This window comes from Pseudomonas sp. P65(2024), assembly GCF_057480955.1.
Window position 1 is genome coordinate 32,423 of the sequence record NZ_JBLIYX010000013.1, and the last position, 14,251, is coordinate 46,673.

A 14,251-nucleotide genomic window follows, 5' to 3' on the forward strand; every position below is an offset into this window, starting at 1 on the left:
GTGCGGCTGCAACACAATTGCATGGGCGCGCGTCTTTTCTTTTAATTAAAAAGCGCAGACGCTGACATAAAAGATGAAGTGCTCGGTGTAGGGCGAGCACCCCGTTGCCACGCCAGTCGTGGACCAGGGCGGTGATTGATTGTCGGTCCGTTGAAACGTGAATTCAATTAACTGTTGTGCGCGATATTAATGTTTTTAGTGAAATAATTTTAATGGGTAGTGAGCCGATGTAAATCGGCGTTATCAATATGTAAATATATTTAAAGTTGGCGCGCGGTTGACACTTTTTCACACGAAGGTTATTCACGGTGCCTCCCAGATCCCGCCGTCGCCGATGACGAAAACCCGCTGCCCGACAGTGGCCTGCACGGTGAAGCCGCCGGTGAAACTGCCGAATGCTGGCAGCAGGGTCAGGTGTTCGCTCACGCTGAAACAGGGCAGGCGCACCTGCTGTCGGCCTCGGCCACGCAAGCGATACGCAGGATGCACATGGCCCGCCAGCACGTGACGGCCTGGAAACGGCGTTGGCTCGTGCTGCAGGGCGAACGGCCCGAGCAGCAGGGGCTCGGGAACGACCTCGATGCCCAGCTGCGCAGGTGGATCGCCGGCATGTCGGTCATGGTTGCCGCGCACCAGCAGCATCGGCAGTGCGCGATGGCGACCGCGCCATTCGGCCAACGCCGCCAGTGTGCGAGGTGTCCTCCCCGCCGCGCTGTGCAGGAAGTCACCGAGCAGCACCAGCTGTCGACAGGCGAAGCCGCTCAGCAGGGTGTCAAGACGCTGCAGGTTTTCAGCGGTGGTGCCACTGGGCACCGGCTGGCCCAGCGCCCGGTAACCGGCGGCCTTGCCCAGATGAAGGTCGGCGACCAGCAAGGTACGTTGCTCAGGCCACCACACTGCCTTGCCTGCGAGCAGCCAGAGTTCGCTGCCGGCCACCTGTACGACCTGGTGAACGGGGTGGGTCATGGCTCGTTGTTCCGTGTCTGACGTTTCGGCCGGGGTCGGCCATCCTTGTGTCGCCTCTGGGCTGCGGCTCGAGGCTGTGCACATTCCACCCGTGGCGGCGCCAGGGCCGTGCCCGTGCCGCTCGCGTCTCCGGCCGCCTCTTCCAGCTCGGCCACCATGCGCTGGATGCGGTCCGCCAGTTTTTCCGAACTGAGGCCTTCGCGAAACCGCTCCACCAGCAGCGGGAAGGCGAACGGTGTCGCGCGCCGTAGCGGCCTTACCAGCAGGCGCAGTCCGCGCAGGCGCTGCAGCGTCTGGTCCAGGCGCGTCACGTCAAGTTCCTGGCTGAGTACCTCCTGATGCGCCTGGGTGAGCAACAGGTTGTCCGGATCGTGCTGTCTGAACACATCGAAGTACAACCCGCTCGAGGCCTGCAGCTGGCGGGCACTCTTGGGCGCACCGGGATAGCCGGTGAACACCAGCCCGGCGACCCGGGCAATTTCGCGAAAGCGTCGTCGTGCCAGCTCGCCGGCGTTAAGGCTGGCGAGCACCTCAGGCAGCAGGTCGTCGCTGGCAAACAAGGCTGGGGTCAGGGCTTCGGCGTAATCAATGGCGCTGGCACAGAGCAGCTCCAGGCCGTAGTCGTTGACCGCGATCGAGAAACTCAGGGGCACATTTCGCGCCAGCCGCCAAGCCAGCAGGCTGGCGAGCCCCAGATGGACCGAGCGTCCGGCGAAGGGGTAGAGGAACAGGTGCCAGCCCTCGCGCGACTTCAACGTTTCCGCCAGCAAGGTGTCCTTGCCGGGCAACGCCGACCAGGCTTTCTGCACCTGCAGCAGGGGGCGCAGCAGCTGCATTTCCGGGCCGTCGTACACGCCCTGGTCCGCCGCATCCAGCTTGGCCAGCATGGCATCGGCCAGCTCGCCGGAAAGCGGCATGCGCCCGCCGTTCCAGCGGGGAATGGCGGCTTTGCGGCGGGTTGAGCGACGCACGTAGACCGTCATTTCGCGCACCTCCACCAGTTCCAGGGAGCGACCGGCGAACAGGAACGTATCCCCAGGGCGCAGGCGGGCAATGAAGCCTTCCTCGATGGTGCCCAGCGAGCCGCTGCCGCCTCGGCCCCAGAACTTCACCGTGAGGCTGGCGTCGCTGACGATGGTACCGACGCTCATGCGGTGACGACGCGCCAGCCGCGCGTCGGGTACCTGCCAGAGGCCGCTGGCGTCCGGCTCGGCACGGCGAAAGTCAGGGTAGGCGGTGAGCGAATGGCCGCCGTGGCGGATGAAGGCCAGCGCCCACTGCCACTGGGCGTCGGTCAACGCCCGGTACGACCAGGCTTCGCGCACCTCAGCGAGCAGCTCTTGGGCATGAAACCCATCGCCGAGCGCCATGCTCACCAGGTGCTGGACCAGCACGTCCAGCGGATGCTCGGGCGCCTGGCGCGCCTCGACCTTGCCTTCGGCCACCGCAGTGCGCGCGGCGGCGGCCTCCAGCAGCTCCAGGGCATGGGTCGGTACCAGGGTCGCCCGGGACACTCGCCCCGGTGCGTGACCGGATCGCCCGGCGCGCTGCATCAGGCGCGCCACGCCCTTGGCCGAGCCGATCTGCAGCACCCGTTCGACCGGCAGGAAATCCACTCCAAGGTCCAGGCTTGAGGTACACACTACCGCTTTCAACTGGCCGAGCTTGAGGGCCTGCTCGACCCAGTCGCGCACCTCGCGCGACAGCGAACCATGGTGCAATGCCAGTAACCCGGCCCAGTCGGGGCGGGCCTCGAGCAGCGCCTGGTACCAGTTTTCCGCCTGCGAGCGCGTGTTGGTGAACACCAGCGTGGTGGCGCTGCCCTCCAGCTCGGCGATGACCTGTCCGAGCATGCGCAGGCCCAGGTGGCCGGCCCAGGGAAAGCGCTCGAACACAGCCGGCAGCAGGGTGTCGATGCGCAGGTCCTTGGCGGTGCGGCCTTGCACCAGCCGGCCAGCGGGCATCAGCACCTGCCGGGCGTGTTGCAAATTGCCGAGCGTGGCCGACAACCCCCAGACCAGCAGGCCAGGTTGCCAGCGGCGCAGACGGGCGAGTGCCAGCTGCAACTGCACACCGCGCTTGTTGCCCAGCAGTTCGTGCCATTCATCGACCACCACCATGCGCAGGCTGGCGAAGGCTTCGCGGGCACTGGCCTGGGTCAGCAGCAGGGTCAGGCTTTCCGGTGTGGTGACCAGGGCGCTGGGCAGTCGCCGTCCCTGACGCGCACGTTCGGCGCTACCGGTATCGCCGGTGCGCAAGCCGACGCGCCAGTCTATTCCGAGCGCATCAAGGGGCGCCTGGAGGGCTTTTGCCGTATCGGCAGCCAGCGCGCGCATCGGCGTGATCCACAGTACCGTCAGCGGGGCCAAGGCTGGTTTCCTGGCCCCACGCGTTGTCAGCGCCGCTGGCTGGACGAAGCGATCCAGCGCGGCGAACCATACCGCGTAGGTCTTGCCGGCACCGGTGGCGGCATGCAGCAGGCCCGACTCGCCCTGATCGACGGCCTGCCAGACCTCCTTCTGAAAGGCGAAGGGTTTCCAGCCTCGCTCGGCGAACCAGGTCGACGAAGGCCGTGGCCGTTTCGCCGTCACCATCAGAGCAGCCCCTGCAGCGTGGCCAAGGTGTCGGCCTGTTCTATGGTCTTGTCGGTGCGCCAGCGCAGCATGCGCGGGAAGCGCACCGCAATGCCGCTCTTATGGCGCCTGGACAGGGAGATGCCTTCGAAGCCCAGTTCGAACACCAGGGTCGGCGTGACACTGCGCACCGGCCCGAACTTCTCCACGGTGGTCTTGCGAATGATCGCATCGACCTTGCGCATTTCATCGTCGGTGAGGCCGGAATAGGCCTTGGCGAACGGAACCAGGACGCGCTCGCCCGGGGCGCTGTCGTCCCACACCGCGAAGGTGTAGTCGCTGTACAGGCTGGCGCGGCGACCATGGCCACGCTGGGCGTAGATCAGCACCGCATCGACGCTGAACGGGTCGATCTTCCATTTCCACCACACGCCGAGGTCGCGGGTGCGCCCGACGCCGTACAGCGAATCGCGGCGCTTGAGCATCATGCCTTCGACGCCGAGCTGGCGGGAGGACTCGCGCTGACGGGCCAGCGTCAGCCAGTCTTCGCCATCTAGCCTGGGCGACAGGCGCAAATGCGCGTCGCCGACTTCGTCGACGAGTTGTTCCAGCTGTGCCCGACGTTGATCCTGGCTGCGGTTGCGCCAATCCTGGCCTTGCCATTCCAGCAGGTCATAGGCCAGCAGGGCTGCCGGCAACTCCTCTAGCAGCTTCCTGCCGAGCGTCTTGCGGCCGATGCGTTGCTGCAGCAAGGCGAACGGCTGCACGCCGAACCCGTCGCCGGCGGCGTCCTTGCAGATCACCAGTTCGCCATCGAGCACCGTGCCTTCGGGCAGCGCGGCGGCCAGGTTGGCAAGCTCGGGAAAACGCTCGGTAATCAGCTCCTCGCCGCGCGACCAGAGCCAGCCACGCCCGTCGCGCTTGATCAGCTGGGCGCGGATACCGTCCCATTTCCATTCCACCAGCCAATCCTGGGCGGGCCCGAGCAAGGCCTCGAACCGCTCGACCGGCTCCTGCAGCGGATGCGCCAGGAAGAACGGGTAGGGCTGGCCGCCACGCTGGGTGTGCTCCTCGTGGGATTCAGGGGCAATCAGGGCCAGGTAGCGCTGCGGCGTCGGTCGATGCGAAAGGTCGGTATAGCCCACCATGCGCTGCGCCACACGCTTGGCGTCGACCCCGGCCAGACTGGCCAGCGCCCGGGTCACCAGCAGTTTCGAGACGCCGACGCGAAACGCGCCGGTGAGCAGCTTCAGGCTGACCATCAGGCCCTGGCGGTCAAGCAGCGCCCAAAGCTGCTGCAGGCGTTCGCCCAGTGTTTCCGGAGGCAGCCCGCGTAGCGGCAGCAACTGCTCCAGCCACCATACCAGGCTGTGCTCCGAAGCCTGGGGCGACTCGGGCAACAGCAGCGAGATTGTTTCGGCCAGGTCGCCGACCGCCTGGTAACTTTCCTCGAACAGCCACTCGGGCAACTGGCAGCGCTGAATGGCCAGCTCGCGCAGCAGACGGGTCGGCACCACTTGCCGCGGGCGTCCGCCGGCCAGGAAGTAAACCGCCCAGGCGGCGTCGGCCGGTGGGGCGCTGGCGAAGTATTGCTGAAGCGCGGCAAGCTTGGCATTGCTCGAAGTCGTGGCGTCGAGCCGGGTGTAGAGGTCGGCGAAGGCTTTCATGGCACCGGCGCCTCCCCAGTGTCGTCTTCCTCGCCGTACTCGGTCTGGAAGGCGCGGGCATCCAAGCCACGTTCACCGAGGTAACGGACCAGCACGTTGACCTGGCCGTGGGTGACCATCACCCGTTCGGCCCCGCTCTGCTCGATGGCCCAGAGCAGGCCGGGCCAGTCGGCATGGTCGGAGAGCACGAAGCCGCGGTCCACGCCGCGCCGCCTCCGGGCGCCGCGCAGCAGCATCCAGCCGCTGGCGAAGCCATCGCTGTAGTCGCCAAACCGTCGCAGCCAGGTGCTGCCGGCGGCCGACGGCGGGGCGAGCACCAATGCCTGGCGCAGCAGCGGATCCCCCCGGGTGGTCGCGGTGGCGGACAAGGTATCGGGCAGGTGTATGCCGGCCTCGCGGTAGACACGGTTCAGCGGTTCGACGGCGCCGTGCACCAGCAGCGGGCCGATACTGGCATCGATGCCATGCAGAACTCGCTGTGCCTTGCCGAAGGCATAGGCGAACAGCACGCTGGCGCGTCCGGCGGCGGCATTGGCGCGCCACCAGGCATCGATGTCGGCGAACAGGCGGGCTTGGGCTTGCCAGCGATAGATCGGCAGGCCGAAGGTCGATTCGCTGATGAAGGTGTGGCAGCGCACCGGCTCGAAGGGCTCGCAGGTACCGTCCGCTTCGACCTTGTAGTCGCCCGAGGCGACCCATACTTCGCCATGGTACTCCAGGCGCACCTGGGCCGAGCCGAGCACATGGCCGGCCGGGTGCAGGCTCAGGGTAACGCCACGGTGCTCCAGGCGGGCGCCGTAGGGCAGGGTCTGCAGGTCGATGTCCTCGCCCAGTCGGGCGCGCAGTATGCCCGCGCCGGGCGCGGCTGCCAGGTAGTGACGATTGCCCCGGTGGGCATGGTCGCCATGGGCATGGGTGATGACCGCCCGGTCCACCGGGCGCCACGGGTCGATGTAGAAATCACCGGGAGGGCAGTAGAGGCCCTCGGGGCGGGCGACGATCAGCTCCATGGCGCACCTTGGCCTTGGGGGTTAAAAGCTCAGAGCGTCGGGAGACGGGACAGGTTCATTCGGGCCAACGTCCGATCTCAGGATCGACGTCGGACGTTGACCCGTCGGTTAGGCGCGGAAGAACGCCAGCAGATCCTGGTTGATGACTTGCGCGTGGGTGGTCGGCATGCCGTGGGGGTAGCCCTTGTAGGTCTTCAGGATGCCCTGGGGCAGCAACTTGGCCGACAGTGGCCCTGAATTGTCGTAGGGCACGATCTGGTCGTCGTCACCATGCATCACCAGCACCGGGACGTTGACTTTCTTCAGCGACTCGGTGAAGTCCGTCTGGGAGAATGCGACGATGCCGTCGTAGTGCGCCTGGGCGCCACCCATCATGCCCTGGCGCCACCAGTTGAGGATCACCCCCTGGTCCGCCTTGGCTCCGGGGCGGTTGTAGCCGTAGAACGGACCCGCCGGAATGTCGTGATAGAACTGCGCCCGGTTGGCCTTGAGCTGGGCCTGCAGGTCATCGAATACCGACTTGGGCAGCCCGCCGGGGTTGCTGTCGGTCTTGACCATCAAGGGAGGAACCGCAGCGATGATCGCGGCCTTGGGCACCTTGTCTTCGGGATGGCGGGCCATGTAGTGGATCACCTCGCCGCCGCCGGTGGAGTGGCCGACATGGATCGCGCCCTCGACGCCCAGGTGCTTGACCACTGCGGCCACATCGTCGGCGTAGTGGTCCATGTCGTGGCCATCCCAGACTTGGCTTGAGCGGCCATGGCCACGGCGGTCGTGGGCGACCACGCGATAGCCTTCGGCGACGAAGAACAGCAGCTGGGCGTCCCAGTCATCGGCGCTGAGCGGCCAGCCGTGGTGGAAGAAAATCACCTGGGCGTTACGCGGCCCCCAGTCCTTGTAGAAGATTTCGACACCGTCTTTGCTTGTGACGTATCCCATTGTGCTTCTCCTTTTTCCAGGGTGTGGAGCGGGCAGGCCGGTGACGGTTCACTTGGCCACCGGACAACTCTAGGATTAAAGTGCGCTTGAAGGTCAATACAATTTCAAAGGTGCCGCATGAGAATAGGAGAGCTGGCCAAACTCACAGGGTTGGCTGCGTCGCGTATCCGTTTTTACGAGGCCAGCGGGCTGATCAGCTCGGTCGAACGCAAGGCCAATGGTTATCGCGACTACGACGCCGACGCGGTGTGGGTGCTGGAAATGATCACTAACGCCCAGGCTGCGGGATTCTCGCTGGAGGAAATCCGCCAGCTGCTGCCGGCCAAGGCCAAGGGCTGGCAGCATGACGAACTGCTGGGCGGGCTCAAGCGCAAGGTCGAGGAGATCGAGCGGCTGCAGGAGCGCCTGGCGCGCAACAAGGCGCAGCTGCTGCTGGTGATCGAGGGGATCGAGAGCAAGCCCGAGGGCATGCCTTGCGTGGACAATTCGCAACGGGTGCTGGAGCGGTTGCGCGAGGAGCTCGCCCAGGACAAGGCGCGGCGAGCTACTGACGTGTAGGCGCTCGCCCAGCCCTTTGGGCTGCGCTGTCGCGCAGGGAGCTGTCATCCCTGTGGGAGCAACTGTCTTGCTCAATTTTTAGATTCTGGCGCGATCCTTGTGGGAGCGGCCTTGCGTCGTGAAAGGGCTGCGCAGCAGCCCCGGCAATTTTGATGGTGGCTCAGAACCTGGGGTCGCTGCGCGCCCTTTCGCGACGCAAGGCCGCTCCCACAGGGATAACAGTTCCCTGCGCGACAGCGTAGTCCGCAGGGCTGAGGAATCTCCTACATGAGGCGATCACCGTCAGTTCCGTCTCAGTCGCCCGAGGCCAGCGCCGCCAACGGCTTGGGCGCATACAACGCGCTCTGGAACTCGGGTACGTACTCGTACTTGACCATCCGCCCCAGCCGCAGATCGCGGATATAGCGCGACAGCTCGCCATCCCCCAGCACCAGCTGCGCCGAATCCCCGCTCATGCTCGAGGCATGCAGGGTCTGGCGCGAGGTGGCATAGCCGTAGGCCAGCTGGCCCTGGTGGTCGAGGTTGGTGAAACTGTTGGTCACCAGGCCCGGTTCATCGGACAGCCCGTCGAGCTTCTTCGCCCTGAAGATCACATCCACCTTGCCACTCTGCGCATCGCCAATGTCGTAGATCACAGCCCGCGCATCCTCGCGGCGGTCGATCGCGGTCAGCCACTTGGGCAGGTTGTAGCCCACCACGCCGCGCACCCGCGCCAGCTCGGTATTGACCGGCAGCTTGAGCACATAACCCCAGAAATCCTTGGACATCGACTGGCCGATCAGGGAGAAGGGCCCGAGATTCGCCTTGCCGGGTTTGCTGGTGATGATCGACAGGGCGATCTCGTTGTAGCTGTCGTTGTCGCAGTAGTCATAGGTGTAGGCGGTAAACGCCACCAGCCCGCGCCCCGGCCACACCTGCAACGGCTGCACGTGTTCCAGCACTTCGGCGGGCATCAGGGCGCGCAGGCGGTTCAGGTCGGCGGTATAGACGGCGGTGACGCGGCTGTTCCGGTAGTAGAAGTTCGGCGAATAGGAGGTAAAGCCCATGTCGACTCGGGTCTTTTCCAGGCCCTTGAACCAGCTCAGGTCGATGCCCGGCGCCTCGGCCTGGATCACGGCCAGCGGCGGGTTGGAACGGTAGCGGTCGTACAGCCCGCCCTTGAGCACCGGCACCGAGCGCCCTGCAATGTCGATCTGCGTGGTTTCGGCGTGTTCAGGGAGGCCATTGGCGGCGTGGGCGACGGGCATCAGCAGGGCACTGGCCAAGGCGGTTGCGCTTGCGAGTTTCACGGGGCGGTATCTCCAGAGGTGGGTAGAGGCAGTCGCTGCGCAATCACCCTAACGTTCAACCCAACTTGAAAGTCAATGATCAAATGTTCGCCAATTCAGGGCTTGACCTTAAAGTTGGCTTCAAGGCTAACGTCTGCGGCACGCCACTTTTTCGAGGTATCGCCAATGGACGTGTTCTCCCCCCTGACCCTGCCCAATGGCGCGGTCGTCCCCAACCGCATCGCCAAGGCCGCCATGGAGGAAAACATGGCCGATGCCGAGCATGCGCCTTCGGATCGGCTGATGCGTCTGTACCAGGCCTGGGCACAGGGCGGCGCCGGTCTGCTCATCAGCGGCAACGTCATGGTCGACCAGCGCGCCATGACCGGCCCCGGCGGCGTGGTGCTGGAGGATGACCGGCACTTGGAGCGTTTTCGCCAGTGGGCCGCCGTTGGCCGCTCGAAGGGGGCGCAGTTCTGGTTGCAAATCAACCACCCCGGCCGGCAGATGCCGGCGAGCCTCGGGCAGCAGACCTGGGCCCCCTCGGCCGTGGCGTTGGACCTGGGCAACATGTCCAGGCATTTCGCCACCCCGCGGGCGATGCCCCCGGAGATGATCGACGAGGTGATCCGGCGCTTCGCCAACTCCGCACGGCTTGCCGAGCAGGCCGGCTTCAGCGGCGTGCAAATCCACGCGGCCCATGGCTACCTGCTCAGCCAGTTCCTTTCGCCGTTGAGCAACCAGCGCACCGACCAGTGGGGCGGCTCCCTGGACAACCGCGCGCGGCTGCTTCTGGAGATCGTCAAGGCGGTGCGCGCGGTGGTGTCGCCGGGCTTTGCCGTGGCGGTGAAACTCAACTCGGCGGACTTCCAGCGCGGCGGCTTCAGTGCTGACGATGCCCGGCAGGTGGTGCGCCTGCTCAATGAGCTGGCGGTCGACCTGGTGGAGCTGTCCGGTGGCAGCTACGAGGCGCCGGCGATGCAGGGCCAGGCCCGGGATGGCCGCACGCTTGCGCGTGAAGCGTACTTCCTGGAGTTCGCCCGGGACATCCGCACGGTGGCGAAGATGCCGGTGATGGTCACCGGCGGTATTCGCCGTCGACCGGTTGCCGAGCAGGTGATGCAGAGCGGCGTCGAGATGGTCGGCATCGGCACCGCCCTGGCCATCGCGCCGGCCTTGCCCCGTGCGTGGCAGGCGGGGCAGGTCGTGGTGCCGGAACTGCGCCCGATCACCTGGAAGAACAAGGCGCTGGCTTCGCTGGGCAACATGGCCATGGTCAAGTTCCAGCTGCGCAGGCTGAGCGAGGCCAAGGCGCCCGAACCCGGGGTTTCGCCTTGGTGGGCACTGCTGCGCCAGCAATGGACCGATGCCATTCGCGCCAGGCAGTACCGGCGGCGCATGGCACAGGCCTGACACCCCGGAGCGCCAAGGAGATGCGATAATGGCCGCGCTATCACTAGAGGCGCACCATGCTGACCATCTCCAACAACGTGCATCTGCCGGATGCCGAGATCGAACTGACCTACATCCGCGCCCAGGGCGCCGGCGGGCAGAACGTCAACAAGGTCTCCAGCGCCGTGCACCTGCGCTTCGACATTCCGGCCTCGTCACTGCCCGCGTTCTACAAGGAGCGGCTGCTGGCGCTGCGCGACAGCCGCATTACCGGTGATGGCGTGCTGATCATCAAGGCCCAGCAGTACCGTACCCAGGAACAGAACCGCACGGACGCGCTGGAGCGTCTGGCCGAGCTGATCATCGGTGCCGGCAAGGTCGAGAAGAAGCGCCGGCCGACCAAGCCGACCCTCGGTTCGAAGGCCCGCCGCCTCGATTCGAAGTCCAGGCGCGGCACGATCAAGGCGGGGCGCGGCAAGGTGGACTTCTAGCGAACTTGGCCAGGCCTGCTTTGCCTGCCTATAGCATTCACGAATAAAAAACAGGATTGAAATTACCCATTGCGCTGATGAGCAGGATCAATTTAGTGATCGGTGACAGGCTCCTTACCCTTTTCGAGGCGCATCAAGACGCCTGAAAAGAACCTTTAGGAGTACCCCATGATCCCTTTGCTCAAGCTGTTCCAACCCGGTCGCCTGCTGGTGGCGGGCAGCCTCGCCGCCAGTCTGCTGTCGCTGTCCGTGCAGGCCGCCACCCTGACCCGTGACAACGGCGCGCCGGTGGGCGACAACCAGAACTCGCAGACCGCCGGCCCCAACGGCTCGGTGCTGCTGCAGGACGTGCAGCTGCTGCAGAAGCTGCAGCGTTTCGACCGTGAGCGCATTCCCGAGCGCGTGGTGCATGCTCGCGGCACCGGCGCCCATGGCCAGTTCACCGCCAGTGCCGACATCAGCGACCTGAGCATGGCCAAGGTGTTCCGCCCCGGCGAGAAGACCCCGGTGTTCGTGCGCTTTTCCTCGGTGGTGCACGGCAACCACTCGCCGGAAACCCTGCGTGACCCGCGCGGCTTCGCCACCAAGTTCTACACCGCTGACGGCAATTGGGACCTGGTCGGCAACAACTTCCCGACCTTCTTCATCCGCGACGCGATCAAGTTCCCGGACATGGTCCACGCCTTCAAGCCGGACCCGCGCAACAACCTCGATGACGATTCGCGCCGCTTCGACTTCTTCTCCCATGTACCGGAAGCCACCCGCACCCTGACCCTGCTGTACTCCAACGAAGGCACGCCGGCCAGCTACCGTGAGATGGACGGCAACAGCGTGCACGCCTACAAACTGGTCAACGCCAAGGGCCAGGTGCACTACGTCAAGTTTCACTGGAAGAGCCTGCAAGGGCAGAAGAACCTCGACCCGAAACAGGTCGCCGAGGTCCAGAGTCGCGACTACAGCCATATGACCCACGACCTGGTCAGTGCGATCAACCAGGGCAAGCTGCCGAAATGGGACCTGTACATCCAGGTGCTCAAGCCCGAGGAGCTGGCCAAGTTCGACTTCGACCCGCTGGACGCGACCAAAATCTGGCCCGACGTGCCGGAGCGCAAGATCGGCCAGATGGTGCTCGACCGCAACGTCGACAACTTCTTCCAGGAGACTGAGCAGGTGGCCATGGCGCCGTCGAACCTGGTGCCGGGCATCGAGCCATCCGAGGATCGCCTGCTCCAGGGGCGCCTGTTCGCCTACGCCGATACCCAGATGTACCGTATCGGCGCCAATGGCCTGAGCCTGCCGGTGAACCGCCCGCGTGCCGAGGTCAACACTGTCAACCAGGATGGCGCGATGAACGCCGGGCACACCGACAGCGGCGTGAACTACCAGCCGAGCCGCCGCCAGCCGCGTGACGAGCAGGCCGACGCGCGTTATGTGCAGACCCCGCTGAGCGGCAGCACCCAGCAGGCGAAGATCCAGCGCGAGCAGAACTTCAAGCAGGCGGGCGAGCTGTTCCGTTCCTACGGCAAGAAGGACCAGACCGACCTGATCAACAGCCTCGGCCAGGCACTGGCGACGGCGGACGAGCAGAGCCGCTACATCATGCTGTCGTTCTTCTACAAGGCGGATGCGGACTACGGGGCTGGCCTGGCCAAGGTGGCCAAGGCCGACCTCGAGCGGGTCCGGGAGTTGGCGGCGAAGCTCAAGGACTGAACGGCCATTGCTGCGCAGGTCCTTTGATTTGAAGCTGCAAAAACGGATGTATCGGGCCAACCGGTACGTCCGCTCCCGCACGACGACCATGCTGCCCGGCGCGGCTTACTTTCTGGTGAACTTGTCGCCTGGCACATGCAAATACGACAGCACGCTTTCAGTGAGGTTGGTGGCCAGTTTCACCGCCTCCTTGTTGCGCGCCATGACCCCGGCCACCAGGCCTTAGCGGCGAGGCCGGGGAGTCGGCGATGGCCAGCAGCACGTCCGGTCCGGTGATCGCGGCCAGGCGGTAGGCGGCGTTCACGTTGCCGCCTTCCATACTGATGGCGCAGGTGTTCTTGCAGAATGGATTGTGTACTACGTGCCATGTATGAAAGCACTTTTGATCATATATTTCAGGGCTACGTGCAGGTTTTGTACGATATTTTCGCTAAATAGTATGATTTGAAAGCGCTCCGCCTTCCCGACGCATCGTGCCCGCGCCTGCTCGACCTCGAACGCTTCGTGCGGTGCGTCACTGAGGCTCGAAGATCACATGGCACCGTATCTCAGGCTTAGGATGGAGCCTGAGATACAGCGGTCAATCGGCCGCGCTCAGAATGCCGATGCAGCTAATTACAACTGCACCCGCCGAAGCCTGCCAGTCAACGGCACCACCTCGCCTCCCGGTGTCGGCAGTGCCCGCCCCACCAGCCCCATGCCTTCGCTCACCAGCACCGCATCCTTTACCAGGCACAAGTTGGAAGGGGTGTCCAGGTCACGGGCTAGCACGGTCACCTGCTGCGTTTGCAGATTGCAATGCAGGAGCCGTCCGCTGAAACGGGTAAAACCGCCATGCCGCGGTTCGCCTTGCCAGTCGGGCGTCAAGGGTTGCTGCAGGCTGTCGCAGAGCTCCAGCACCAGCAGGTTGCCGTCGCGGTCCAACGCCAGGCCGGTGGGCAGCTGCAGGCCAGCGATCACGATGTCGATCCGGCCACTGTCCGGCCAAACCCGGATCACCTGGCCTGCCTTGTCGGCGAAGTCGATGCCCCGGCGACCTGGATCATCGTGCAGCTCGCCGGAGAACAGGCTGATCAGCACCACGTCGGTGGCCGGCTCGTACACCAGCGTGACAGGCACGGCCTCCTGGCCTTGGTCCAGTTCGGGCAATGCCACCAGCACATGCTCCTGCTGGCCGTCGGCGAACTCCACCAGCTGGTTGCTGTCGGGCTTCACCGCCAGCCAGCTGCGGCGGGTCGGGTGGTAGCACAGCGCATTGAGGTTGCCGTGGCTGTGAAACACCGGCTCGGGCGGCGTGAACCGCAGGTCCAGCAGCCGCGAGCCGCCGACGTAGTCGGTCTGGCTGGCCAGGCAACGGCCATCACCGCAGGCGATGTCAGACAGGCCCATGATTTCGTCGCGCCACATGCGTGCCTGCATGTTCATGGCGCGAAAGCCTTGGGCCACGGTTTCCCGGGGCAGGTAGGCGCCGGGTGCGCGCGGGTCCGGTCGCAGCCGGCTGATGCGGCCGCTGAAGGCCTGTGCGGCCAGGCCCGAGCCGGCTTCTGCCAGCAGCAGGCTGCCATCGGCCTGCAGGCAGACGCCGCGGGGGTTGAGCAGGCCCTCGGCGATGAACGTGCTGGACCGCAGGGTTTCCTCAGGATGTATCGGGACAAGCACAGGCATGGGAGCTCTCCG

The 14,251-nt window shown here is 65.3% G+C and carries 11 protein-coding genes and 1 pseudogene; 4 read left to right on the forward strand and 8 right to left on the reverse strand.

What is annotated here, in order from left to right:
* Nucleotides 1-303: 303 nt before the first annotated feature.
* The 5 genes from pdeM to AC25MA_RS17635 form a co-directional block, all read right to left on the reverse strand.
* Nucleotides 304-966 carry a ligase-associated DNA damage response endonuclease PdeM gene (gene pdeM, locus AC25MA_RS17615; RefSeq protein WP_186596032.1) on the reverse strand — a complete coding sequence of 221 codons (663 nt, stop codon included), beginning with the start codon at nt 964-966 and terminating at the stop codon, nt 304-306.
* A complete protein-coding gene (locus AC25MA_RS17620) occupies nt 963-3,560 on the reverse strand; it encodes a ligase-associated DNA damage response DEXH box helicase (protein ID WP_486972242.1) in 2,598 nt (865 codons plus the stop codon). The genes pdeM and AC25MA_RS17620 overlap by 4 nt, the downstream gene beginning before the upstream one ends.
* On the reverse strand, nt 3,560-5,206 hold the full coding sequence (locus tag AC25MA_RS17625; protein WP_486972243.1) for an ATP-dependent DNA ligase: 1,647 nt from the start codon (nt 5,204-5,206) through the stop codon (nt 3,560-3,562). Before AC25MA_RS17625 ends, AC25MA_RS17620 begins: the two co-directional genes overlap by 1 nt.
* Nucleotides 5,203-6,216 carry a ligase-associated DNA damage response exonuclease gene (locus AC25MA_RS17630; protein ID WP_062362238.1) on the reverse strand — a complete coding sequence of 338 codons (1,014 nt, stop codon included), beginning with the start codon at nt 6,214-6,216 and terminating at the stop codon, nt 5,203-5,205. Before AC25MA_RS17630 ends, AC25MA_RS17625 begins: the two co-directional genes overlap by 4 nt.
* Before the next feature lie 108 nt (nt 6,217-6,324).
* On the reverse strand, nt 6,325-7,155 hold the full coding sequence (locus AC25MA_RS17635; RefSeq protein WP_028688795.1) for an alpha/beta fold hydrolase: 831 nt from the start codon (nt 7,153-7,155) through the stop codon (nt 6,325-6,327).
* A gap of 117 nt (nt 7,156-7,272) precedes the next feature.
* Between AC25MA_RS17635 and AC25MA_RS17640 the strand changes: the two genes are divergently transcribed.
* A complete protein-coding gene (locus tag AC25MA_RS17640) occupies nt 7,273-7,713 on the forward strand; it encodes a MerR family transcriptional regulator (protein ID WP_036985708.1) in 441 nt (146 codons plus the stop codon).
* A 293-nt stretch (nt 7,714-8,006) separates the two neighbouring features.
* On the opposite strand, the gene AC25MA_RS17645 is transcribed toward AC25MA_RS17640, so the two are convergent.
* A complete protein-coding gene (locus tag AC25MA_RS17645) occupies nt 8,007-8,960 on the reverse strand; it encodes an acetoacetate decarboxylase (ADC) (protein WP_088851566.1) in 954 nt (317 codons plus the stop codon).
* Between the two features lie 207 nt (nt 8,961-9,167).
* Here AC25MA_RS17645 and AC25MA_RS17650 point away from each other — a divergent pair, with 207 nt between their 5' ends.
* From AC25MA_RS17650 to katB, 3 genes are all read left to right on the forward strand, one after another.
* On the forward strand, nt 9,168-10,394 hold the full coding sequence (locus AC25MA_RS17650) for an NADH:flavin oxidoreductase/NADH oxidase family protein (protein WP_207852129.1): 1,227 nt from the start codon (nt 9,168-9,170) through the stop codon (nt 10,392-10,394).
* Between the two features lie 56 nt (nt 10,395-10,450).
* The gene (arfB, locus tag AC25MA_RS17655) at nt 10,451-10,864 is read left to right on the forward strand and encodes an alternative ribosome rescue aminoacyl-tRNA hydrolase ArfB (protein WP_028688798.1); all 414 of its coding nucleotides are present in this window, start codon (nt 10,451-10,453) and stop codon (nt 10,862-10,864) included.
* Between the two features lie 168 nt (nt 10,865-11,032).
* Entirely contained in the window at nt 11,033-12,574 is a 1,542-nt protein-coding gene (gene katB / locus AC25MA_RS17660; protein WP_028688799.1) for a catalase KatB, read from the forward strand.
* A gap of 105 nt (nt 12,575-12,679) precedes the next feature.
* Here the strand turns inward: katB and AC25MA_RS17665 are convergent.
* A pseudogene (locus AC25MA_RS17665) lies at nt 12,680-12,923 on the reverse strand (MurR/RpiR family transcriptional regulator); the annotation flags it as partial.
* A 266-nt stretch (nt 12,924-13,189) separates the two neighbouring features.
* Nucleotides 13,190-14,239 carry a hypothetical protein gene (locus tag AC25MA_RS17670; protein ID WP_213883305.1) on the reverse strand — a complete coding sequence of 350 codons (1,050 nt, stop codon included), beginning with the start codon at nt 14,237-14,239 and terminating at the stop codon, nt 13,190-13,192.
* Nucleotides 14,240-14,251: the final 12 nt, after the last annotated feature.